This window comes from Microbacterium galbinum (genome assembly GCF_023101185.1).
Lineage (GTDB): Bacteria > Actinomycetota > Actinomycetes > Actinomycetales > Microbacteriaceae > Microbacterium > Microbacterium galbinum.
Genome location: NZ_CP078077.1, coordinates 710810 through 733241, shown reverse-complemented (window position 1 = coordinate 733241; position 22432 = coordinate 710810). Strand labels below are relative to the sequence as shown.

Sequence of the window (22432 nt, the reverse complement as noted above, 5' to 3'; positions counted from 1 at the left end):
GATGATCGGCTCGGATGCCGTCGCATCGCCCGACGCGGAGACCGCGCTGGGTGACCTGCAGACGCACCTCAACCTCATCTTCGCCCGCACGCGGACGCTGTGGCGGGAGTCCGCCGCCCGCATCTCGCCCGAGCTGCAGGTGGGCGGCTACAAGCTGCTGACCTTCATCGATCGGGCCGGCTCCGTCAGCGCGCACGAGTTGGCGGAGCGGTTCGAGATGGACAAGTCGGTGGTGAGCCGCCAGGTGCGGATGCTCGAAGATCTCGGTCTGATCGAGTCCCGCCCCGACGAGCGCGACGGGCGCCTGCGGGTGCTGACGGCGACGCCGTCGGCCTGTGCGGCGCTCGCCGAGCTGCGCCGCGACCACGGTGTGCGGCTGCGCGCGGTGGTCGCCGAGCTCACACCTGAGGAGATCCACGCGGCATCCAAGGTGTTCCGGCTGCTGTCGGAGGTGTGACGCACGAAGCCCCGCCGGGCGGTCGACGGCGGGGCTTCGTCGTGCGCCGCCGTTAGGCTGGCGGTCATGAGCGCCTCGACCGACGAACCCGCCCGCGAGGGCGCGCCCGCCGCGCAGTCCGGCACGCAGCCCGGCACGCAGCCCGGCAGCGTCGACATCGACCAGGCGGTCTCGCGCGTCGAGCACGAGCTGGGTCGGCTGTTCGCGCGCATCCGGGTGAGCTGGCGCGAGGCGGCGACCACCGTGCATCCGGATCTGCAGCCCCTCGGCTACCAGGTGCTCACGTCGATCGCGACGGGCAAGGCGACCTCGGCCGGCGCGATCATCGAGCGCCTGCAGACCGACAAGTCGGCGGTCAGTCGTCACGTACGCCAGCTCGAGCAGCTGGGACTGGTCGAGAGCGTTCCCGACCCCGACGATCGCCGGGCCCGTGTGCTGGTCGCCACCGATCTCGCGCAGGAGCGGGTCGCGCTCGCCCGCTCCCGCTACGAGGCGCGCCTAGCCGAGCGGCTGAGCCGCTGGTCGGCCGAAGACCTCGATCGGTTCTCGGAACTGCTGGCCGCCTTCGGCGACTGAGGCCCGGCTGCCGTCATCGGGGTGGGCGCTCAGCACAGCCGGTGGGGGTGACGCTGTGGCGTCGCGACGGTGACGACCGGCGTCCGCCTGGCTAGCCTGGAGGAATGGAGAGCTTCGACTTCCCCTCCGTCGATCTGGCGTACCTCAGGTCGACGCTCGGCGAACCCGAGGCGCCGACCACGCAGAAGATCACGAATTTCCTCGACGAGAACTGCCTGACCTTCCTGGCGCACTCGCCGTTCTGCAGCCTGGCGACCGCGGATGCCGCGGGCAACTGCGACAGCTCGCCGCGCGGCGACTATCCCGGTTTCGTGCGGGCGCTCGATCCGCGCACGCTGGTGATCCCCGACCGGCTCGGCAACAAGATCGCCGACTCGATGACCAACATCATCGACAACGGGCACATCGGACTGCTGTGCTTCGTGCCGGGCATGACCGAGACGCTCCGCATCAACGGCACGGCGACCGTCACGAACGACCCCTCGCTGCTGGCGATGCTCGAGCAGGACCACGCGGTTCCCGATCTCGCGATCGTCGTGCGCACCGAGCAGGTGTACCTGCACTGCGGGCGCGCGCTCGTGCGGGCGGGTCTCTGGGACGCCGAGATGCAGGACCTCGCCGAGGAGGTGCCGACCTCGGGCACGATCTGGGCGAGCATGTCGGGCTTCGATCCCTCGGTCGGCGACGTGATCGACGACGCGATGGCCGGCGCCTACCGGAACCTGTACTGAATGCGGTCCCGTGCGGGGATGCTCCCCCTCGTCGTGAGCGAGATCGTCCGTGAGACGCCCTCGATCGTCAGCATCCGTCTCGCCGCGCCCGACGGCACCGCGCTGCCGCCGTGGCAGCCGGGGGCGCACGTCGACGTGCAGCTCATCACGCGGCACGAGCGCCAGTACTCGCTATGCGGCGACCCCGCCGATGCGCACGGCTATCGGATCGCCGTGCTGCGCGAGGAGTTCTCGCGCGGGGGCTCGCACTACATCCACTCGTTCCTGCGGGTGGGGAGCCGGGTGTGGGTGCGCCCGCCCCGCAACCTCTTCACGCTGTCGGACGCTCCGGCGTACCACCTGCTCGCCGCGGGCATCGGCATCACGCCGATCCTGGCGATGGCGCGGCACCTGGCCGCCGAGGATGCCGACTGGCGGATGACCTACCTCGTGCGTCGGCGCGAGGACGTCGCGTTCGCGGACGATCTGGCTGCCCTCGGCGATCGCGTCACGATCCATGTCGGCGCCGAAGCCGGGCGGCTGGATCTGGCCGAGCTCTACGCCGGCCTCGCGCCCGGCACCGCGGTCTACGCCTGCGGACCGCAGCGCTTCGTCGACGCGCTCGACGACCTCGCGCGTGCCCTGCCCGGCGGTGCGAACCTGCACGTGGAGCGCTTCGAGCCGAAGCCGCGCGAGTTCCGGCCGAACGAGGCGTTCACCGTGATCTGCGCGCGCAGCGACACCACGGTCGAGGTGCCCGCCGAGCGTTCGATGCTCGGCGCGCTGCATAGTGCGGGCGTGCCCGTCGAGGGCTCATGCCTGCGCGGCATCTGCGGCTCCTGCGAGGTGACCGTGCTTGACGGTATCCCCGAGCATCGCGACTCGCTCACCGGTGACGACGCGTCGATGATGATGTACCCGTGCGTCTCGCGGGCGCTGTCGCCGACGCTCGTGATCGACGCCTGAGGCGGAGCTGCTCGCCTCCGCGCCGCCTCCGCTGCCTCCGCGATGGGCGGAGAACTCCGTGAGGGGCGGAGATTCCGGGAACAAACATCCGCCCGACGCCGAGAACTCCGCCCGTCGCGGGGGTCTCAGCGCGAGGTCGGCGGCAGTTTGTCGACGCCGTGCCGGTTCGGTTTGCCGGGCTCGGCGGCCGTGTCGGGCGACACGCTCCCGTGCTCGGCGGGCTCGCCCGAAGTCGGGTAGCTGGGCTCGTCGATCTCGACGGCCTTGTCGCGCTCATCGAGCGGGGGCAGATGGTCGAGAGGCTGCTTGATGTCATCGGGGTTGTGGCTCATACCTCACCATCCGCTGCCCGGTGGTTCGCAGGCCAGGGGGTTGAGAACCCGCGGGGGCTGTGATGGGGTCGGAGGCATGCGCTCGCGACCCCTGCTCGTCTTCGACGGCGACTGCGGGTTCTGCACGACCGCGGTGAGCGTGCTCGAGAAACGGCTCGCGCGTTTCCCCGAGGTCGAGCCCTGGCAGTGGCTCGACCTCGATGTGCTCGGCCTGAGCAACCACGACGTCACGCACTACGTCTGGCTGGTCGTGGGGGAGCAGCGGTTCCGCGGGCACGCGGCCTTCGCTGCACTGCTGCGGATGCAGCCCGGCCGGTGGATGCGATTCCTCGGATGGATGCTGGTGACCCCGCCGTTCGCGTGGGCGGCGGCGCTCGGCTACGCACTCGTCGCACGCTTCCGGCACCGCCTCCCGGGCGGGACGGCCGCCTGCGCGATGCCGAGGGGACACGCTCGAGACTCTAGTTAGGATTACCTACCCTAACTAAATTCTTGTTACGGTCGAAGGGCTCCCCCTCCCACCGACAGATTGGTCTTCGCCGTGCTCCGCCGGTCCTCTCTCGCTGCCCTCGTCGCCGCCTCCGCCCTGCTCCTCGCCTCCTGCGCCTCGACCGGAGACACCGCGGAACAACCGGAATCGGGGGAAAGCGTCACGCTCGAACACCCCTCGCTCGAGGGCCTGTCGATCGACTTCGCTGCGCAGCCCGAGGGCATCGTGATGGACTGCTACGCCTACAGCTCGCTGCACGAGTACGGCATCGAGCCCGTCGCCCTCTTCGGCTACGAGTGCGACAACCCCTTCGTGATGGGCGATGCCGACATCTTCGACATCCCGAAGATCGGCACCGACGGCGAGATCGACGTCGAGAAGCTCGCCGAGCTGCGCCCCGACGCGATCATCGGCCAGGGCACCGCCGACGGCTGGCAGTGGTTCGACGAGGACGTGAACGCGCAGATCACCCGCGTCGCCCCGTTCGTGCCGCTGCCGGGCAGCGAGACGATCGACGGTCGCATCGCCGACACCCGCACGATCGCCGCGTTCTTCGGTGCCGACGTCACCTCCGACGCCATCGTGCAGTCCGACGCCGACCTGGAAGACGCGAAGGAGGCCTTCAGTGCGGCGATCACCGGCAGCGGTCTGAACATCATGCTCACCAGCCCCGCGAAGGAGATGCTGTACACCGGCGTCGGCTTCGCCCAGGCCGAGCTGCTCGAAGAGCTCGGCGCGACCATCGTCGGCGCCGACGCCCCCGAGACCGGCAACCCGTGGGGGCAGGTCGCCTGGGAGGATGCCTCGACCTACCCGGCCGACATCCTGCTCATCGAGGGCTACGGCGACGACTTCTCCTTCACCGCCGACCTCTGGGACGCGCTGCCCGCCGTGCAGGCCGACCAGCTCGGCGCCTGGAGCTCGAAGGGCGCCATGACGGCCACGACGTACGCGGCCTGGCTGAACGACGTCGCCGACCTCGTCTCGTCGTCGACGAAGGTCTCCTGACCGTCGGATGAACCCGCAGCCCGCGGCATCCGGGCCCGCCCCGAACACCCTCGTGTCCGGGGCGGACCCGCGCCCGCCCTCGCCCCGCTCCTCGCCCGTCTCCGCCGCCCGCTCCTCCGCCGGGCGGCGCTGGGTCGGGCTCGTGCCGCTCGCGATCCTCTGCATCGCAGCCCTCGCCGCCAGCATGCTCGTCGGCTCTCGTGCCGTTCCGCCGGCCGAGGTGATCCAGGCCCTCCTGCATCCCGATCCCGCCGACGCGATCTCGCAGACCGTCTGGTTCTCGCGCGTTCCGCGCACCGTGCTCATCCTCGTCGCCGGTGCCGCGCTCGGCGTCGCCGGGGCGCTCATGCAGGCCGTCACCCGCAACCCCATGACCGACCCCGGCATCCTGGGTGTCAACGCGGGCGCCTCGCTCGCCGTCGTCGTGGGGCTCGCGTTCTTCGGCACGACCGACATCTCGCAGTACATGTGGTGGTCGTTCGCGGGGGCGATGATCACCTCGGTACTCGTCTTCGTGATCGGCAACACCGGCACCGCCCGCGGCAACCCCGTGCGCATGACTCTGTCGGGCGTCGCGCTCGGCGCGGTGCTCATGGGGTTCTCGTCGGCCGTGCTGCTGACGCACTCCGAGATCCTCGAGAAGATGCGCGGGTGGTCGGCGGGAACCACGGCCTCGCAGCCGCTCGAGGCGACGCTCGCGATCGTGCCGTTCATCGTCGTGGGCCTCGTCATCGCCCTGCTCAGCTCGCGCTCCCTCGACGTGCTGTCGTTGGGCGAGGCATCCGCCGTGGCGATGGGGGCGCATCCGAACCGCATCCGTCTCGTCGTGCTCGTCGCGATCGCGCTGCTCGCGGGCGGCGCGACGGCCGCGGCCGGGCCCATCGGCTTCCTGGGCCTGCTCGCCCCGCATCTCGCGCGCATGATCGTCGGCCCGCACCAGGGGTGGATCCTCGCGTACTCGGTGCTCATCGCGCCGACCGTCATGGGGTTCGCCGATGTGCTCGGCCGAGTCATCACCGCGGGTGAGGTGCCGGTGGGTGTCGTGACCGCGTTCATCGGAGCACCCGTGCTCATCTACATGGTGCGGCGCTTCCGCGTCTCGGAGGTGTGAGGCGATGACCGACCTCGACTTCGGCCGACGCGTGCACCGCATCGGTCCGCGCTCCCGCCCGTTCCTGCTCGTCGACGCGCGCTCGGCCCGCATCTGCGCAGGACTCTGGATCGCGATCGTGCTGCTCGCCGTCTTCGCCGTGTTCTCGGGCTCCGCGCAGATCACCCCGGTCGAGGCGCTCACGGCGCTCGTCGGCCAGGGCGACGCCTTCACCTCGATGGTCGTGCTCGAGTGGCGCGCGCCGCGCATCCTCATGGCGGTGCTGCTCGGCGCGTGCCTGGCGATGAGCGGCGCGATCTTCCAGAACCTCACCGGCAACCCGTTGGGCTCGCCGGACGTGATCGGATTCCAGACCGGGTCGTACACCGGCGCGATCGTCGTGATGCTGCTGCTCGGCGGCGGCTCGGTCGAGACCATGGCCGGGGCGCTCGCCGGGGGTGTGGCGACCGCGTTCCTCGTGTTCCTGCTCTCGTCGAAACGCGGGGCGGTTCGCGGGGTGCGGCTCATCATCGTGGGGATCGCGGTCAGCGCGATGCTCGCCTCGGTGAACGTGTGGATCCTGCTGACGGCGACCGTCGAAGACGCGATCATGGCGAGCCTGTGGGGTGCCGGCAACCTGTCGGGCGTCTCGTGGGCGACGTTCCTGGGGGCGTTCGGCGGATCGGCGGTCTTCCTGATCGCCGCGTTGGCGTTGAGCAGACCGATGCGATTGATGCAGATCGGGATGCCGTTCGCCACCGCCCTCGGCCAGAACGTGCGCGCGGTGCAGGTGGCGGCGATCGTGATCGGCGTCGGACTCACCGCCCTCGCCACGGCGACCGTCGGACCGATCTCGTTCATCGCGCTCGCGGCCCCGCAGATCGCGCGCCGCGTGGTGCGCTCCGACGGGCTCGCGCTCGGCCCGACCGCCGCCGTCGGGGCTCTGCTGCTGCTCCTCGCCGACGTCGTGGCGCAGCGCATCCATCCCGATTCCCCGCTGCCCGTCGGCATCGTCACGGTGTCGATCGGCGGACTGTACTTCCTGTGGCTTCTCCTGCGAGAGGGAAAGAAGAGATGACCCGACTGATGGTCGATGGCGCCGCGCTCGGCTACGCCGACAAGCTCGTGTGCGCCGATGTGTCCGTCGAGATCCCCGACGGCGCGTTCACCGTGATCGTGGGGCCGAACGCCTGCGGCAAGTCGACGCTGCTCAAGAGCCTGACGCGGCTCCTGCCCCCGACCCGGGGGAGCGTGCTGCTCGACGGCAAGAGCCTGCACGATCTGCCCACCAAGCACGTGGCGCGCGAGGTCGGCCTCCTCCCGCAGGGACCGGTGGCGCCGGACGGCATCCGCGTCGTCGATCTGGTCACGCGGGGGCGGTACCCGCACCAGCGTCTGTTCGCGCCGTGGTCGCCCGAGGACGAGGCCGCCGTCGCCGAGGCGATGGACGCCACCGGCATCCGCCAGCTGTCGGGTCGGATGGTCGACGAGCTCTCGGGCGGGCAGCGGCAGCGCGTGTGGATGGCGGTGGCGCTGGCGCAGCAGACGCCGATCCTGCTGCTCGACGAGCCGACGACCTACCTCGACGTCAGTCATCAGATCGAGCTGCTCGAGCTGTGCCGCACGCTCAACCGCACGCAGGGGCACACGCTCGTCGCCGTGCTGCACGACCTCAACCAGGCCGCGCGCTACGCCGATCACGTGATCGCGATGAAGGACGGCGAAGTGGTCGCGACCGGTGCCCCCGGTGAGGTGATCACCGAGGCGCTCGTCGCCGACGTGTTCGGGCTCGACGCTCGGGTGATCGCCGATCCCGAGTCGGGGAGCCCGCTGGTCGTGCCGCGCTGGCCGCACGGCTGAGTTCCGGGGCGCGAGGGGTCACGATACGCCGCGAACGGATGCCGAGGCGCGGCGTGTCGTGACTCCTCGGCGAGGGGCGTCAGCCGCGCGGCGGCGCCGTCGACGCGCGCACGATCAACTCGTGCGAGGTGCTGACGGTGCGGGCCTCGTCGCTCGCGGGCCGCAGGATCAGCGCGACGGCGTGCTGCCCCATCTCGAACATCGGGATGCGGGCGGTGGTGAGCGCGGGGGCGACGTCGGCGGCGACCGCGATGTCGTCGAAGCCGACGACCGACAGATCGTCGGGAACGCGGATGCCCTGCTGGCGCAGTTCGCTCAGGATGCCGATGGCCATGGCGTCGTTGAGACCGACGATCGCGGTGAGGTCGCGGCCGCGGAATTCGCCGTCGACGAGTTCGCGGGCGCCGGCGATACCGCCCTCGCGCGTGAACTCCTTCGACACCACGGTGAGTTCGACCTCGGCATCCGCGATGCCCTCGCGGAGCCCGGCGATGCGATCGGCGACGGTGTTGAGCTCGAGCGGGCCGGCGACGACGCCGATGCGGCGGTGCCCGAGCGCGGCGAGGTGCGCGCCGACCGAGACGCCGGCTCGATGGTTGTCGGGCAGCACGGCGTCGATCGGCAGGTAGTGGCGGCCGATGACGGCGGCGCGGCCCCCGGCGAGCGCGAACTCGGCGAGGGCGGCGGTCATCTTCTGCTCGTGCTCGGGGTCGGCGTACCCGGAGCCGGCGATGATGATCGACCCCACTCTCTGCCGGAGCAGCGCCTGCACCTGGGCGAGCTCGCTCTCGGGGGTGCGGTCGGCCTGGGCGATCTGCACGGAGCGGTTCTCGAGGGTGGCGCTGCGGATGACGCCGCTGGCGATCTCGGAGAAGTAGGGGTCGCCGATCTCGTGCACCAGCAGTCCGATGGTCGGCACGAGCCCGCCCGCCAGCCCGCGGGCGTGCAGGTTGGGTTCGTAGCCGAGTTCCTGCGCGACGCGTCGCACGTGGGCGGCGACCTCGGGTGAGATGCCCGAACCCCCGCTCATGGCGCGGGAGGCGCTCGCCAGGGAGACCCCGGCCGCCTCGGCGACGTCCACGAGTCGCGGCGTACCTGTACGCTTCACGAAAACCTCCCCCTGGAGCAAAATCGACGCTGATCGCGCTGTGGGTTGCTCTCGTTCTTCCACGCAAGTATAGTGGCGGAAGCGCTTACGAAAGCGCTTTCGCTTACGATGACGTAGGAGACACCCGCATGACTGTACGCCGCCAAGGTCGACGGATTGCCGCAGCGATCGGATCGTTGACGATCGCCGCCCTCACGGTTTCGGCCTGTTCCGGAACCGGTGACCAGGCGGAAGGGGGTGGATCGGACGACCCCATCGTCATCGGCATCTCGCTGCCGCTCACCGGCGACTTCTCGGAGCCGGGCAAGGGCGTCGAGCGGGGCTACGAGGCCTGGCGAGACATCATCAACGAGAACGGCGGACTGCTCGGTCGCCAGGTCGAGCTGAAGATCCTCGACGACCAGTCCAACGCCGACCGCGTCGTCTCGGACTACGAGTCGCTCATCGCGCAGGACGGCGTCGACCTGGTCTTCGGCCCGTTCTCGACCCGCCTGGTCGTACCCTCGGCGCGTGTCGCGCAGGAGTACGGCATGCTCTTCGTCGAGCCGGCGGGCGCCGCGGCCGAGGTGTTCGAGCAGGGCTTCGACAACCTCTTCTACGCCGCCCCCGCGATCGCGAACGACCACTACAACAACCTCGCCGACTACCTGCTCGCCCTCCCTGAGGACCAGCGTCCCGAGACCGCGGCCGTCGCCGCGATGGACGACCCCTTCGCGCAGGGCACCGCCTACGGTCTTCGCGACAAGCTCGAAGAGGCCGGGGTCGAGATCCTCGTCGACGAGGTCTACCCGCCCAACACGACCGACTTCTCGACGATCGCGGCGAAGATCGCGCAGTCGGATGCCGACATCGTGATCGGCGGCACCCAGTACCAGGACGCGGTCAACCTGATCATCGCGCTGCAGCAGCTGAACTACCAGCCCGAGCTCGCCGCGTTCTCGACCGCTCCGACCAACCCCGAGTTCGCCGCGGCGATCGGCGGGGCGACCGAGGGCATCCTCGCTCCCACCGGCTACTCGCCCGACTCGCAGTTCCCCAGCAACATCGAGTTCGTCGAGAAGTACACCGAGATGCACGGCAACCCGCCCGCCGAGGACGAGGCGAACGCCTACACGACCGGCCAGGTCGTGGCCGCGGCCGTCGAGGCCGTCGGCTGCGCCGAGCAGGGCGAGTGCCAGCAGCAGCTCATCGACTGGCTCCGTGACAACGAGGTGGAGACCGTGGTCGGCCCCCTGAGCTGGGACGAGACGGGCAAGCCCACCGGCGCCCACCTCATCCAGCAGTGGGTCGGCGGCGAGATCCGCATCGTCCTCCCCGAGGACGTCAAGGAGACCGACTTCCTCTTCCCGAAGCCGACGTGGTGATCCGCACATCGTGAGTGGAGCACTGCTACTTCAAAGCCTGATCCTCGGCGTGCTGCTGGGAGGGCTCTACGCCCTCCTGGCCGCAGGCCTCACCCTCTACTTCGGCATCATGCGCGTCGTGATGATCGCGCACTCCGCGTTCCTCATCCTCGCCGCGTACCTCGCCTGGTGGTTCAACCGCGAGACCGGGCTCGACCCGCTCATCTCGCTGGTCGTCACCGTGCCGCTGTTCTTCGTGACCGGCGTCGTGATGCAGCGTCTGCTGGTGTCACGGCTCAAGCCGCTGACGCTCACCATGATGTCGGTGCTGCTCACCTTCGCGGTGGCGCTGATCATCGAGGGGGCGCTCGGGTTCTTCTTCTCGGGCACCCAGCGGCGCATCCCGTTGCCGTACGCCAGCGCGAGCCTCGACTTCTTCGGCGCCCAGGTGCCGGTCGTCAAGCTCATCGCGTTCGGTCTCGCGGCCGTGGCGCTCGCCGGCCTCTTCGTGCTGCTGAAGTACACGCGGTTCGGGCAGGCGCTGCGCGCCACGATCCAGCACCCGGAGGCGGCGCGCCTGGTCGGTATCAACACCGACCGCGTCGCGGGCTACGGCTTCGGCCTCGGCCTCGCGACCGCCGCGATCGGCGGCACCGCGCTCTCGCTCGACGCCACGATCTACCCGTCGCTGCACTGGCACTGGATCGGACCGCTCATGGCGATCATCGTCGTCGGCGGTCTCGGCAGCATCCCGGGCGCGGCCATCGCGGCGCTCGTCCTCGGAGTCGCGCAGAGCCTGCTGCAGCTCCCCCTCGGACCCACGTGGGCGCAGACGATCTTCTACGTCGCCCTGTTCGCCACGCTGATGTTCCGCCCGCAAGGATTCTTCGGAGGTCGTCTTGCCCAGCGTTTCTAGCCGCGAACCGATCGCGACCGAGACGGTCGTCATCGCTCCGCCCGCTCCCACCCGTCGTCGTTCGACGACGTGGATCAAGCTCGCCGCTCTCGTCATCGGCGCGGCGCTCATCCTCTCGTTCCCGACCATCGCCCCGAACCCGTACATCCTGTCGGCGGGCGTCGTCATCCTCAACTACGCCGTGCTGTCGACGGGGTGGAACTTCATGGGCGGGTTCACGGGGTACATCTCGCTGGGGCACGCCGCGTACTTCGGACTCGGGGCCTACGGCACCGCGCTCCTGATCAAGTACCTGGCGCTGCCGGGCTTCGTCGCCTGGATCCTCGCCGCTCTGCTCGTCGCGGTCATCGCGATCCCGATCGGCATCGCCGCCCTCCGGGTGCGCGGAGCGTCGTTCGTGATCGTCTCGATCGCCTTCGTGCTCATCATGCTGCTGGTCTTCCAGAGCTGGCGCGAGGTGACCGGCGGCTCCGAGGGACTCAACGTCCCCCGTCCGTTCCCCGGCATGCTGCGCCCCGAGCACCACCGCGTGTTCTTCTACCTGTTCGTCGCCCTGCTCGCGTTCGCTCTGCTGGTGTGGTGGATCATCGACCGGTCCAAGTTCGGCACCGCGCTCAAGTCCATCCGCGAGGACGAGGACAAGGCGCAGTCGCTGGGTGTGCCGACCACCCGCTACAAGCTCATCGCCTACATCCTCTCGGCGCTGTTCGTGTCGCTGGGCGGCGGGCTCTACGCCCTGTGGTTCGGCGACCTCGACCCGATCTTCCAGTTCTCGATCCTCATCGGTTCGTACATGGTGCTCATGGCGCTGCTCGGCGGGGTGCGCAACCTCTTCGGCCCGCTCCTCGGAGCAGTCGTCGTGGGTGTCGCCCTCGAGTACTTCAAGCTCGAGTTCGGTGACACGCAGTTCCACCTCATCGCCACCGGCATCCTGCTCGGCATCGTCGTGCTCTTCATGCCCGACGGCGTCATCCCCGCGGTGCGCAACCTCGTCACCCGCAAATCCGACCAGGCCTCGATCCGCGAGGTGACCGCCGGCGAGCTCCTCGAGCAGAACGAGAAGCGAACAGCGGATGCCGCGGCGAAGGAGACGTCAGCATGAACGCCGCCACCACCACGCTCGACAGCCTCAGCACGGCCTCGATGACCAAGAGGTTCGGCGGCGTGACCGCGGTCGACGCCGCCACCGTCACCTTCCAGGAGGGTAAGGTCAACGGCCTGATCGGGCCGAACGGCTCGGGCAAGACGACCTTCTTCAACTGCGTGACCGGCATGATCAAGCCGGACTCCGGCGAGGTGCGGTACCGGGGGCAGGCGATCACCCGCAAGTCGCCCGACCGCATCGCCCGTGCGGGCATCGGCCGCAGCTTCCAGCTGTGCCGGGTGTTCCCGCGCATGACGGTGATGGAGAACCTGCTGGTCGCGGTGCGCAGCACGAGCATCCGCCAGCAGCTGCGCTCGGCGCACGATCCGGAGGAGCTGGAGCGGGCCCGCGGCTGGCTGCGTCGCGTCGGCATCGATCACCTCGAGCACGCCGAGGCCCGCAACCTCAGCTACGGCCAGCAGAAGCTTCTGGAGCTGGCGGGAGTGCTCATGGGCGAGCCCGACACGATCATGCTCGACGAGCCCGCCGGTGGCGTGAACCCCGCCCTCATCGGGCGCATCGCCACCCTCGTGCGCGAGCTCAACGAGGAGGGCAAGACCTTCATCATCGTCGAGCACAACATGGAGATGGTCATGAGCCTGTGCGACCACGTGATCGTGTTCGACCGCGGGCGTCCGATCGCCGCGGGCACCCCCGAGATCATCCAGCAAGACCCGCGAGTCCTGGAGGCCTACCTTGGAGTCTGAAGCGAAGAACCTGCTCGAGCTGCGCGACATCGAGGCCGGGTACGGCCGGGCGGCGCTCGTGCTGCGCGGTCTCACCGTCGAGGTGCCGCCGGGATCGGTGGTCTGCCTCGTGGGGCCGAACGGCGCCGGCAAGTCGACCGTGCTGAAGGTCGCGAGCGGCATGCTCAAGCCGCGCTCGGGGAAGATCGAGGTCGACGGCCGCGACATCACCGGTGAGGGCCCGCAGTCGATGCTGCGCCACGGCCTCGCCCACGTGCTGCAGGGCCACAGCGTCTTCCGCGAGATGACGGTCGGCGAGAACGTGATGCTCGGTGCCTTCACCCTCAAGGACCAGAAGGTGATCCACGAGCGCGTGGAGTTCGTGCAGAACCTCTTCCCCATCGTGGGGGAGCGGTGGAAGCAGCTCGCCGGGCTCCTCTCGGGCGGCCAGCAGAAGCAGGTCGAGTTCGCCCGGTCGCTCATGGTGAGCCCCAAGGTCGTGCTCCTCGACGAGCCGTCGATGGGCCTCGACCCCAAGACCACCGAGAAGGTGTTCGAGCAGATCGTGCGCATGCGCGATGCCGGAACCGCGGTGCTGCTCGTCGAGCAGAACGCGCGACGGGCGCTCGAGACCGCCGACATCGGCTGCGTGCTCGACCTCGGTCGCGTGCACATCTCTGGCCCGGCATCCGAACTGCTCGCCGACCCCACCCTCGCCGCGCTCTACCTCGGCGGCAAGCCCGCCGCGGCCGGCAACTGACTCGCATGAACAGCACCCTGACGGAAGAACGGAACGAGATGTCACTCACCACCACCGCCTCTCCCGAGGCTCCCGCATCCGCTCCCGCGAAGACGCGCGAGATCGGCATCATCATGAACGGCGTCTCGGGACGCATGGGCTACCGCCAGCACCTCGTGCGCTCGATCCTCGCGATCCGCGACGAGGGCGGCATCGAACTCTCCGACGGCACGAGGGTGACGGTGCGGCCGCTCCTCGTCGGCCGCAGCGAGACGAAGCTCGCCGAGCTCGCGGAGCGCCACGGCATCGCCGACTACACGACGGATCTCGATGCGGCGCTCGCCGATCCCCAGTGGGAGATCTACGCCGACTTCCTCGTGACGAAGGCGCGCGCCACGGCGCTGCGCAAGGCGATCGCGGCCGGCAAGACGATCTACACCGAGAAGCCGACCGCCGAGTCGCTCGAGGAGTCGCTCGAACTCGCCCGCCTCGCCCGTGAGGCCGGCGTCAAGACCGGTGTCGTGCACGACAAGCTCTACCTCCCCGGTCTGCAGAAGCTCAAGCGACTGATCGACTCGGGCTTCTTCGGGCGCATCCTCTCGGTGCGCGGCGAGTTCGGCTACTGGGTCTTCGAGGGCGACTGGCAGCCCGCGCAGCGCCCGAGCTGGAACTACCGCACCGAGGACGGCGGCGGCATCATCGTCGACATGTTCCCGCACTGGAACTACGTGCTCGAGAACCTGTTCGGCACGGTCGAGAGCGTCTACGCGCAGGCGGCCGTGCACATCCCCGACCGCTGGGACGAGCACGGCGAGCGCTACGTCGCCACCGCGGAGGACGCCGCGTACGGCATCTTCGAGCTCGAGGGCGGGGCGATCGCGCAGATCAACTCCTCGTGGACCGTGCGCGTCAACCGCGACGAGCTCGTCGAGTTCCACGTCGACGGCACGCTCGGCTCGGCGGTCGTCGGGCTCTTCGGTGCCAAGATCCAGCACCGCAACGCCACCCCGAAGCCGGTGTGGAACCCCGACCTCGCCGACGACCACGACTACGCGGCTGACTGGGCCGGCGTGCCGACGAACGAGGTCTTCCAGAACGGTTTCCGGCAGCAGTGGGAGGAGTTCCTGGAGTCGTACGTTCTCGGCACCGACTACGCGTTCGACCTGCTCGCGGGTGCCCGCGGCGTGCAGCTCGCCGAGGCAGGACTCGCGTCGTCGCGCGAGGGGCGCAAGATCGAACTGACCCCGCTCGCCGAGGGGTGACGACCATGGGCGCGCTCACCCTGCTCGCCCCGGACGGCTCGACCTCGCAGGTCGAGCTGTCCGAGGCGCCCGCCTACACCCGCCCCGACGGCCCGTTGCGGAGCCGCGTGGCCTACGCCGCGGCGCACGTCGTGCCGAAGGTCGCGGGAGACAACACCCCGGGGCGTCCCGCCGAGATCGACTGGGATGCGACGCTCGCCTTCCGCCGCCACGCCTACGCGTGGGGGTTGGGCGTGGCCGACGCGATGGACACCGCCCAGCGAAACATGGGACTGGATGCCGCGGCCACCCGCGAGCTGATCTCGCGCTCGGCCGCGGTCGCCCGCGAGGAGGGCGGTGCGGTCGTCGTCGGGGTCAACACCGACCACGTCGACGACGAGCAGATCACGGTGGATGCCGTGATCGACGCCTACAAGACGCAGCTGCACTTCACCGAGGAGCAGGGTGCCGGCCCCGTGATCATGGCGTCGCGCCACCTGGCACGCGCCGCCCGGTCGGCCGACGACTACCGTCGGGTGTACCGCGAGGTGCTGGGGGCGGCGACGACCCCGGTCGTGCTGCACTGGCTCGGCACCGCCTTCGACCCCGTGCTGCAGGGGTATTTCGGGTCGGACGACTGGCGCGCGGCATCCGATGTGCTGATCGAGATCATCGGCGAGAATCCCGACAAGGTGTCGGGCGTCAAGATGAGCCTGCTCGACGCGGCATCCGAGGTCGCTGTGCGCGACCGCCTGCCGGAGGGCGTGCGCATGTTCACCGGCGACGACTTCAATTACGTCGGCCTCATCGGTGGAGCGGACGTGCCGGACGCCGCGCAGCCCGTGAGCGAGGCGGCCGAGCCGCGTCGGCACTCCGACGCGCTGCTCGGAGCCTTCGCGGCACTGACGACGTCGGCCTCGGCGGCGATCCAGGCGCTGGATGCCGGCGACCCCGGCCGCTACCTCGAGATCCTCGGCCCGACCGAGGCGCTGAGCCGGCAGATCTTCGCGGCGCCGACCTTCTACTACAAGACGGGCGTCGCGTTCGTGTCGTGGTTGAACGGTCACCAGCCCGCGTTTCAGATGGTCGGCGGCCTGCACTCCGCGCGCAGCCTGCCGCACCTGTCGCGCATCGTCGAGCTCGCCAACGAGGCGCGCGCGCTGGAGAACCCCGACCTCGCGGCCGGCCGCTGGCACGCGCTGCTGAAGCTGAACGGTGTTCTCGCATGAATGGAGTGCTCGCATGACCGCGCCCGATCCCCGTCTGTCGATCAACCAGGCCACCATCAAGCACGCCGACCTCCGCACCGCCCTCGACGTCACGCGCGACGCCGGCATCGAGGCGATCGGTCTGTGGCGCGAGCCCGTGCAGGCCGTGGGGCTCGAGACCGCGGCGGCGATGCTCGCCGACTCGGGACTGCGTTTCACGACCCACTGCCGCGGCGGATTCTTCACGGTGCCCGACGGCGACGCCCGGCATGCATCGCTCGACGACAACCGCGTCGCGATCGACGAGACGGCGGCGCTCGCCGCCGCCGGTGCTGCCGGATCGACCGCCGTGCTGGTGCTCGTCGCCGGCGGGCTGCCCGAGGGCTCGCGCGACATCGCTGGAGCCCGCGAGCGGGTGCGCGATGCGATCGGCGATCTCGCGCCCTACGCCGCAGAAGCGGGGGTGACGCTCGCGATCGAGCCGCTGCATCCGATGTTCGCGACCGACCGCTGCGTCGTCTCGACCCTCGGGCAGGCGCTCGACATCGCCGCCGACTTCGACCCGCAGGTGGTGGGTGCCGCCGTCGACACGTTCCACATCTTCTGGGACCCCGACGTGCTCGCCCAGATCGCCCGCGCCGGACGCGAGGGGCGCATCGCGACCTATCAGGTGTGCGACTGGAAGACCCCGCTGCCCGCCGACGTGCTGCTCAGCCGGCACTATCCGGGCGAGGGCGTGATCGACCTGCGCACCCTCACCGAGGCCGTGGTCGCCACCGGGTACGACCGCGACGTCGAGGTCGAGATCTTCCACGCCGACATCTGGGCCGACGATCCGGCCGCCGTCGTGCGGCGCACGGCCGAGACCTTCGGGCGCAGCGTCTCGCCGTTCCTCGCGCCGGCGGACTCTCGCGCCGCCCCTTCTCGACCGGCCCCTTCTCGACCGGCCCCTTCTCGACCGGCCCCTTCTCGACCGGCATAGGGTCGAGAGCGTGCACACCGTCGTCTTCGCCCCCGACAGCTTCAAGGGCACGATCGGTGCCGCCGAGGTCGCCGCCGCGCTCGCCGCGGGGTGGGGCTCGGTGCGCCCCGGCGATCGTGTGGTGCTGCGGCCGATGGCCGACGGGGGAGAGGGCACGGTCGATGCCTTCGCCGCCGCGGTCGACGGTGCGGTGCGCGTGCCGGTACGGGTGACGGGTCCGGACGGTGCGCCCACGGATGCCGCGTGGCTGAGGCTGCCGGCGACGCCCGACGCCCCGGGCGGCACGGGTGTCGTCGAGCTCGCCTCGACGAGCGGCATCGAACTGCTCGGCGAGCGGCGCATCGGGGAGGAGGCGCACACGCTCGGCTTCGGACAGGCGATCGCCGCCGCCCTCGACGCCGGGGTCTCGCGCCTCGTGCTCGGGATCGGGTCGAGTGCGTCGACCGACGGCGGGACCGGGATGCTGACGGCGCTGGGCGCGCGGTTCCTGGACGCGTCCGGGGCGCCGATCGCGGTCGGTGCCCGCGGGCTCGCCGAGCTCGCGTCCGTCGATCTGACCGGGCTGCGCGCTCTGCCCCCGGGTGGCGTTCTCGTGCTCAGCGACGTGACGAATCCACTGGTGGGATCGCTCGGGGCGGCGGCGGTGTTCGGCCCGCAGAAGGGGCTCGCGGGCGATGCAATCGAGCGCGCTGATGCGGCGCTCGCGCGGCTCGCCGCTCTGCTGCCGGCTGATTCCGAGACCCCGGGTGCCGGCGCGGCCGGAGGCACCGGTTTCGGCCTGCTGGCCTGGGGTGCGCGACTCGTGGCCGGTTCGGCCGAGGTCGGCGAACTCGTGGGGCTCCCGGGTGCGCTGGCCGAGGCATCCGCTGTCGGTCCGACCGTCGTGATCACCGGCGAGGGCGCGTTCGACGGGCAGTCGGGCGCCGGCAAGGTGCCCTCGTACGTCGCGGCGATTGCGGTCGACGCCGGGGTCGATGCTCTCCTCGTGGCCGGGCGGATCGATGCGGATGCCGACACCTCGGCGTTCGCCGCGCATGCCTCGTTGACCGAGCTCGCGGGATCGGGCGAGGCCGCGATGCAGGACCCGGCGCGCTGGCTGCGGGATGCCGGGGCAGTGCTCGCGCGCTCGCTGGGCTGACCGCGGCCGCAGTCTCCGGCAGATGACCCTTGCCTCACTCCACCCTCCACGCTAGCCTCGACGAAAGCGGTTGCGAAAGCGCTTACGCATGCGCTTCCGTACCGCTGATCGCCCTCCCCTCTGCAGTGCCGCCCCGGGGAGGAGCGCGACACCACACCGGCACGACACCACACGACGATGACGTTGAGAGGTCTCTGATGCAGAAGCGAAACACACGGTCGACGAGCGCGCACCGGCGAACGGATGCCGTGCCACCGGGCGGGAGGCGCCACCGCAGAGCCGGGGCGGCCGCCATCGCCGCGGCCATGATCGGCACCCTGCTCGCCGCCACCCCCGCGACGGCCGATGCCACGTTCCCCGAGGTGATCGACTTCGAGGGCTACGAGCGCTCGGCGCTGAACGGGCAGGACGGGTGGACGGCATCCGCTGCTCCCCGCGTCGTCGCCGATCCGCTCAACGGCAACAACCAGGTCGTCGAGTCGGTCGGCGGCGGGCAGCAGGCGTTCCGCGAGATCCCGGCGATCGCCGAGGGAACGACCGGCACGCTGTTCTTCCGCTTCCTGCGCACGGGCAGCGTCGACACCTCGTTCGGCCTGACCGACGTCGACGCCCCGAACGACTACACGCACAGCCGCGCATACGTGAACAACCAGAACGACGACGTGCTGCGCGTCCGCGACGGCAACGCGTTCAAGTCCGCCGGCGTCTGGTCGCGCGACGCCTGGCAGTGCGTCTGGATCGTCGCCGACAACGCCACCGACAAGGTCGCCGTCTACAGCCAGGGCGGCGCCTACGACGAGATCACCCGCCTGCCCGAGGGCACCGAGCAGCAGTTCGGCTTCCGTCAGGCCGTGAACGGCGACCTCGACCGCTTCTTCTGGAAGAACGGCGCCACCAGCACCGGGCGTCTGCTGCTCGACGACGTCGCGGTCGACACGACGGGCGAGAACCTCGCGATCGCCACCGGCAACGAGGGCGACTGTGCTCCCGGGGAGACCCCCACCGAGCCGCTGCTGAACCCGCTGCCCGACCCCGAGCTCTCGAGCCTGGGCATCGAGGTCACCGAGCTCGCCCAGCTGCCCGAGTCGACGACGACCCCGGCCACGCAGGACCCGCGTCTGGTGCGGCACAACCGCATCACGCACCTCGACGAGGTCCCCGACGACTCGGGCCGCCTGATGGTGCCCGACAACAACGCGATCCTGTACCTCGTCGACAAGGAGTCGGGCGAGTACGTTCCGTATCTCAACGTGCGCGACGAGTTCGTCGATAACTTCCACAACAGCGCAGGGCTGGGCACGGGACTCGGCGCGGCCGAGTTCCACCCGGACTTCGCCGAGAACGGGCTCTTCTACACCGTGCACACCGAGGGCGGCACGGCCCTCACCGAGGACACCCCGGACTTCCCGGCCTACGGCAACACGCAGTTCCACAGCGTGATCACCGAGTGGACGGCATCCGACCCCTCGGCGGAGACGTTCTCCGGCACGCACCGCGAGGTCATGCGCATCCCCTTCGGCGGACGCGTGCACACGGTGCAGCAGATCGCGTTCAACCCGACGGCTGCCGAAGGCACCGCCGAGCACGGCATCCTGTACATCCTCGTCGGCGACGGCGGTAACGGCGTCGGCAACGGCAACCCGCAGGATCTCGCCACCCCGCAGGGCAAGGTGCTGCGCATCGACCCGACCGGTGACGACAGCGAGAACGGCGCGTACGGCATCCCCGCCGACAATCCGTTCCTCGACGACGCGGACGCGCTGCCCGAGATCTACGCGGTGGGTCTGCGCGACCCGCACCGCATCAGCTGGGATCCCGAGGGCGACCACACCATGTACCTCGCCCACATCGGCGAGTGGCAGGTCGAGTCGATCTACGCCGTCGAGCCGGGCGACAACTTCGGCTGGTCGGTGCGCGAGGGCTCGTTCCTCGCCGAGAACCGGCAGATCTTCCCGCTGCCCGAAAACGACGCCGAGTTCGGCTTCACCTACCCGGTCGCCGCCTACGACCACAACCGCGACCCCGGCCAGACCGGTGACGCGGGCGTGGCCGTGAACGGCGGCTTCGTCTACCGCGGTGACATCGAGGCGCTGCAGGGCCGGTACCTCTTCACCGATCTGGTGCGCGGATGGGTGCTCTCGACGCAGGCCGACGAGATGGTCCGCAACGCGGGCGACATCGACGATCTCGCCACGATCGAGCAGCTGCGGGTGTTCGAGGACGGCGAGGAGACCACCTTCCAGGAGCTGGTGGGCGACACGCGCGTCGACCTGCGCTTCGGATCGGATGCCGACGGCGAGCTGTACCTCGTCTCGAAGGCGAACGGCAAGATCTGGAAGGTGACGGGCGCCCGCGAGGCGGGCCCGTCGTCGCCGTTCGTGCTGCCCGAGCTGGCACCGAACGTCGTCACCCACCACGACTTCGACCACCCGGGCGCCGACCCGACGGTCGAGGTCGACCAGGGGCGCTCGGGCACCGACATCGCGCTGATCAACGGCGGCGTCGAGCAGCGGGTCGCCGACCGGGCGTACCCGGGGGCGGGCAAGGCGCTGCAGACGCAGCAGATGAGCCCGACGACGGCCTCGAACGACGACTGGAAGGCGGGGGTCTACGACGCCGCGGGCGTCGACTCGCTCGGTGACTTCGCCGGTGCCGAGGAGATCTCGGTGATGGGCTGGTTCAAGCCCACCGGCGATCATCCGGCGCTGAACTCCGGCACCGCCAACCCCGACGACGTCTACAACGCGATCGGTCTCGCGGGCGTGCTCACCGGCACTTCCGACGGCCATGCGGTGCGCGCGCTGCTCGAGGTCATCACGGTCGACGGCGAGCTCAAGCTCGTCGCGCTCGGTCGCCGGGTCGACGGGGCGGGGTCGTGGACGTTCGCGGCCGACCTGCCGTGGGACGAGATCCTGAAGAAGGGGCAGTGGGTGCATCTCGCCGCCACCTTCGACTTCGCCGGCGGCGAGATGAAGCTGTACATGAACGGCGAGGAACTCGCCGGGCGGTACACCGCGGCGAACCCGTGGGGTGGGGGCGCGACGAGCGACACCACGCCCGCGGGCATCAAGATCGGCGGCAGCTTCCCGCAGAACACGCGCGAGGCCAACCCGTTCCACGGCCGCATGGACGACGTGATGCTGCTCGACACGGTGCCGACCGCCGAGCAGATCGCGGCGCAGTACGCGCTCTACGCGGTTCCGCCCGTCGAGCCGCCGGCCCCGGCCGCCTGCACGCCCGACGGGCAGGTGATCACCGACGTGATGGGTGAGGAGAACTGGGCACCGCGCACGCCGGCGAAGTGGGACTTCCCCGGCGATCAGATCGTGCTCACCGAGGCGGGCACGAACCCGAACGACGGCATCCGTCGTCCCTTCGAGTACGCCGTGCTGAACGAGGGTCCCGAGCTCGGGTCGTTCGATCTCTCGGCCCAGGTGCGCATCGATGAGAAGGCGTCGGTCAACAACCGCGACGTCATCATCGTGTTCGGGTGGAAGTCCGACACCGAGTACTCGTACGTGCACCTGTCGAAGGACAACACGATCTACCCGCACAACGGCATCTTCACCGTGAACAACGCCGACCGCGTGCGGGTCGACGATCAGTGGGACGGCACGGTCGGCGCCCCGCCGGCGATCACCGACGAGGAGTGGCACGACGTGCGTGTGGTGCGCTGCGACACGGGTGAGGTGGCCGTCTATCTCGACGGACTCGACACCCCGCTGCTCACCGCGACCGACACCACGTTCCCCGAGGGGCGGGTGGGCTTCGGCTCGTTCGACAACTTCGGGCGCCTGCGCGACCTGACGGTCACGGCGGCTGCGACCGACGCCACGGCTCCGGCCGTGACGGTCAAGACGGATGCCGGGGCGACGGTGGGCCGTGACGGCGTCTACTCGAAGGTCTCGTTCAAGCTGCACGACGAGGGGCTGGTCGCAGGCCTCGCGCTCAACGGCGTCGAGAAGGACGTGACGGATGCCGTCTGGTCCGACCTCAATGGTGTGAAGCCCGGGGTTTTCGGCGCGGTGGAGGGCGCGAACACCCTGGTCGTGCGCGACGCGGCGGGCAACGAGACGACGGTGACCTTCACGCTCGACGTCACGCCGCCCACCGTCACGGCCAAGCCCGAGTCGAAGGGCGCGGGCCAGGAGCGGGCGTACAAAGTGGTGTCGTTCAAGCTGTACGACGCGCTGAAGGTCGACCGCGTGGTGCTGAACGGTGTGACGACCGACCTGACCGACAACGCGTGGTCGGATCTGAACGCGGTGAAGGCCGGGCGCTTCGGTGCCGTCGCCGGGGAGAACACCCTCGTCGTGCTCGACGTGGCCGGCAACGCGACGGAGGTGAGGTTCACGCTCGTGCCGTGATCCTGCGGCGAGACCCATCACCACCGCCGAGACCCATCACCCCACACGTCGGGGGTGGTGGGTCTCGGCGC

The 22432-nt window shown here is 70.1% G+C and carries 21 protein-coding genes; 19 read left to right on the top strand and 2 right to left on the bottom strand.

Annotated features, from left to right (window positions below; translation table 11 throughout):
• Position 1 precedes the first annotated feature (1 nt).
• From KV396_RS03670 to KV396_RS03655, 4 genes are all read left to right on the top strand, one after another.
• A complete protein-coding gene (locus KV396_RS03670; RefSeq protein ID WP_247624597.1) occupies positions 2-457 on the top strand; it encodes a MarR family winged helix-turn-helix transcriptional regulator in 456 nt (151 codons plus the stop codon).
• Positions 458-523: 66 nt separating this feature from the next.
• Entirely contained in the window at positions 524-1033 is a 510-nt protein-coding gene (locus KV396_RS03665) for a MarR family winged helix-turn-helix transcriptional regulator (RefSeq protein WP_247956855.1), read from the top strand.
• Positions 1034-1137: 104 nt separating this feature from the next.
• Positions 1138-1764 carry an MSMEG_1061 family FMN-dependent PPOX-type flavoprotein gene (locus tag KV396_RS03660; protein ID WP_247624599.1) on the top strand — a complete coding sequence of 209 codons (627 nt, stop codon included), beginning with the start codon at positions 1138-1140 and terminating at the stop codon, positions 1762-1764.
• Between the two features lie 18 nt (positions 1765-1782).
• Positions 1783-2709, top strand: a complete 927-nt coding sequence (locus KV396_RS03655) for a PDR/VanB family oxidoreductase (RefSeq protein ID WP_247956854.1) — start codon at positions 1783-1785, stop codon at positions 2707-2709.
• A 125-nt stretch (positions 2710-2834) separates the two neighbouring features.
• Here KV396_RS03655 and KV396_RS03650 read toward each other — a convergent pair whose 3' ends face one another.
• Complete coding sequence (locus KV396_RS03650; protein WP_247956853.1) at positions 2835-3041, bottom strand: hypothetical protein; 207 nt, start codon at positions 3039-3041, stop codon at positions 2835-2837.
• A 76-nt stretch (positions 3042-3117) separates the two neighbouring features.
• On the opposite strand from KV396_RS03650, the gene KV396_RS03645 reads away from it, so the two are divergent.
• The 5 genes from KV396_RS03645 to KV396_RS03625 all read left to right on the top strand — a co-directional run bounded on the left by KV396_RS03645 (position 3118) and on the right by KV396_RS03625 (position 7489).
• Complete coding sequence (locus KV396_RS03645; RefSeq protein ID WP_247956852.1) at positions 3118-3510, top strand: thiol-disulfide oxidoreductase DCC family protein; 393 nt, start codon at positions 3118-3120, stop codon at positions 3508-3510.
• Between the two features lie 72 nt (positions 3511-3582).
• A complete protein-coding gene (locus tag KV396_RS03640) occupies positions 3583-4539 on the top strand; it encodes an ABC transporter substrate-binding protein (protein WP_247956851.1) in 957 nt (318 codons plus the stop codon).
• Between the two features lie 7 nt (positions 4540-4546).
• Positions 4547-5650: an iron chelate uptake ABC transporter family permease subunit gene (locus KV396_RS03635; protein WP_247956850.1), complete on the top strand. Its 1104-nt coding sequence runs from the start codon at positions 4547-4549 to the stop codon at positions 5648-5650.
• 4 nt (positions 5651-5654) lie between these two features.
• Positions 5655-6707 carry a FecCD family ABC transporter permease gene (locus KV396_RS03630; RefSeq protein ID WP_247956849.1) on the top strand — a complete coding sequence of 351 codons (1053 nt, stop codon included), beginning with the start codon at positions 5655-5657 and terminating at the stop codon, positions 6705-6707.
• Positions 6704-7489: an ABC transporter ATP-binding protein gene (locus KV396_RS03625; RefSeq protein WP_247956848.1), complete on the top strand. Its 786-nt coding sequence runs from the start codon at positions 6704-6706 to the stop codon at positions 7487-7489. Before KV396_RS03630 ends, KV396_RS03625 begins: the two co-directional genes overlap by 4 nt.
• Before the next feature lie 79 nt (positions 7490-7568).
• Here the strand turns inward: KV396_RS03625 and KV396_RS03620 are convergent, their stop codons facing one another.
• A complete protein-coding gene (locus tag KV396_RS03620) occupies positions 7569-8597 on the bottom strand; it encodes a LacI family DNA-binding transcriptional regulator (protein ID WP_247624607.1) in 1029 nt (342 codons plus the stop codon).
• Positions 8598-8725: 128 nt separating this feature from the next.
• Between KV396_RS03620 and KV396_RS03615 the strand changes: the two genes are divergently transcribed.
• From KV396_RS03615 to KV396_RS03570, 10 genes are all read left to right on the top strand, one after another.
• Positions 8726-9961: an amino acid ABC transporter substrate-binding protein gene (locus KV396_RS03615; protein ID WP_247956847.1), complete on the top strand. Its 1236-nt coding sequence runs from the start codon at positions 8726-8728 to the stop codon at positions 9959-9961.
• Between the two features lie 10 nt (positions 9962-9971).
• Positions 9972-10856 (top strand): branched-chain amino acid ABC transporter permease, encoded by an 885-nt coding sequence (locus tag KV396_RS03610; RefSeq protein WP_247624609.1) that lies wholly within the window; start codon positions 9972-9974, stop codon positions 10854-10856.
• Positions 10840-11958: a branched-chain amino acid ABC transporter permease gene (locus tag KV396_RS03605; RefSeq protein WP_247633910.1), complete on the top strand. Its 1119-nt coding sequence runs from the start codon at positions 10840-10842 to the stop codon at positions 11956-11958. The genes KV396_RS03610 and KV396_RS03605 overlap by 17 nt, the downstream gene beginning before the upstream one ends.
• Positions 11955-12707 carry an ABC transporter ATP-binding protein gene (locus tag KV396_RS03600; protein ID WP_247633911.1) on the top strand — a complete coding sequence of 251 codons (753 nt, stop codon included), beginning with the start codon at positions 11955-11957 and terminating at the stop codon, positions 12705-12707. Before KV396_RS03605 ends, KV396_RS03600 begins: the two co-directional genes overlap by 4 nt.
• Positions 12697-13446 (top strand): ABC transporter ATP-binding protein, encoded by a 750-nt coding sequence (locus tag KV396_RS03595; RefSeq protein WP_247624612.1) that lies wholly within the window; start codon positions 12697-12699, stop codon positions 13444-13446. The genes KV396_RS03600 and KV396_RS03595 overlap by 11 nt, the downstream gene beginning before the upstream one ends.
• Before the next feature lie 38 nt (positions 13447-13484).
• Entirely contained in the window at positions 13485-14687 is a 1203-nt protein-coding gene (locus KV396_RS03590) for a Gfo/Idh/MocA family protein (RefSeq protein WP_247956846.1), read from the top strand.
• Positions 14688-14692: 5 nt separating this feature from the next.
• The gene (locus tag KV396_RS03585; protein ID WP_247956845.1) at positions 14693-15895 is read left to right on the top strand and encodes a dihydrodipicolinate synthase family protein; all 1203 of its coding nucleotides are present in this window, start codon (positions 14693-14695) and stop codon (positions 15893-15895) included.
• Positions 15896-15908: 13 nt separating this feature from the next.
• A complete protein-coding gene (locus tag KV396_RS03580; RefSeq protein WP_247956844.1) occupies positions 15909-16856 on the top strand; it encodes a sugar phosphate isomerase/epimerase family protein in 948 nt (315 codons plus the stop codon).
• A 10-nt stretch (positions 16857-16866) separates the two neighbouring features.
• Positions 16867-17994 carry a glycerate kinase gene (locus KV396_RS03575; protein ID WP_247956843.1) on the top strand — a complete coding sequence of 376 codons (1128 nt, stop codon included), beginning with the start codon at positions 16867-16869 and terminating at the stop codon, positions 17992-17994.
• Positions 17995-18191: 197 nt separating this feature from the next.
• The gene (locus KV396_RS03570) at positions 18192-22361 is read left to right on the top strand and encodes a PQQ-dependent sugar dehydrogenase (protein WP_247956842.1); all 4170 of its coding nucleotides are present in this window, start codon (positions 18192-18194) and stop codon (positions 22359-22361) included.
• Positions 22362-22432 lie beyond the last annotated feature (71 nt).

Coding starts and splice junctions, on each gene's coding strand:
- KV396_RS03670 (WP_247624597.1), top strand. CDS start 2: ATGATCGGCTCGGATGCCGTCGCATCGCCCGACGCGGAGACCGCGCTG.
- KV396_RS03665 (WP_247956855.1), top strand. CDS start 524: ATGAGCGCCTCGACCGACGAACCCGCCCGCGAGGGCGCGCCCGCCGCG.
- KV396_RS03660 (WP_247624599.1), top strand. CDS start 1,138: ATGGAGAGCTTCGACTTCCCCTCCGTCGATCTGGCGTACCTCAGGTCG.
- KV396_RS03655 (WP_247956854.1), top strand. CDS start 1,783: ATGCTCCCCCTCGTCGTGAGCGAGATCGTCCGTGAGACGCCCTCGATC.
- KV396_RS03650 (WP_247956853.1), bottom strand. CDS start 3,041: ATGAGCCACAACCCCGATGACATCAAGCAGCCTCTCGACCATCTGCCC.
- KV396_RS03645 (WP_247956852.1), top strand. CDS start 3,118: ATGCGCTCGCGACCCCTGCTCGTCTTCGACGGCGACTGCGGGTTCTGC.
- KV396_RS03635 (WP_247956850.1), top strand. CDS start 4,547: ATGAACCCGCAGCCCGCGGCATCCGGGCCCGCCCCGAACACCCTCGTG.
- KV396_RS03630 (WP_247956849.1), top strand. CDS start 5,655: ATGACCGACCTCGACTTCGGCCGACGCGTGCACCGCATCGGTCCGCGC.
- KV396_RS03625 (WP_247956848.1), top strand. CDS start 6,704: ATGACCCGACTGATGGTCGATGGCGCCGCGCTCGGCTACGCCGACAAG.
- KV396_RS03615 (WP_247956847.1), top strand. CDS start 8,726: ATGACTGTACGCCGCCAAGGTCGACGGATTGCCGCAGCGATCGGATCG.
- KV396_RS03600 (WP_247633911.1), top strand. CDS start 11,955: ATGAACGCCGCCACCACCACGCTCGACAGCCTCAGCACGGCCTCGATG.
- KV396_RS03590 (WP_247956846.1), top strand. CDS start 13,485: ATGTCACTCACCACCACCGCCTCTCCCGAGGCTCCCGCATCCGCTCCC.
- KV396_RS03585 (WP_247956845.1), top strand. CDS start 14,693: ATGGGCGCGCTCACCCTGCTCGCCCCGGACGGCTCGACCTCGCAGGTC.
- KV396_RS03580 (WP_247956844.1), top strand. CDS start 15,909: ATGACCGCGCCCGATCCCCGTCTGTCGATCAACCAGGCCACCATCAAG.
- KV396_RS03570 (WP_247956842.1), top strand. CDS start 18,192: ATGCAGAAGCGAAACACACGGTCGACGAGCGCGCACCGGCGAACGGAT.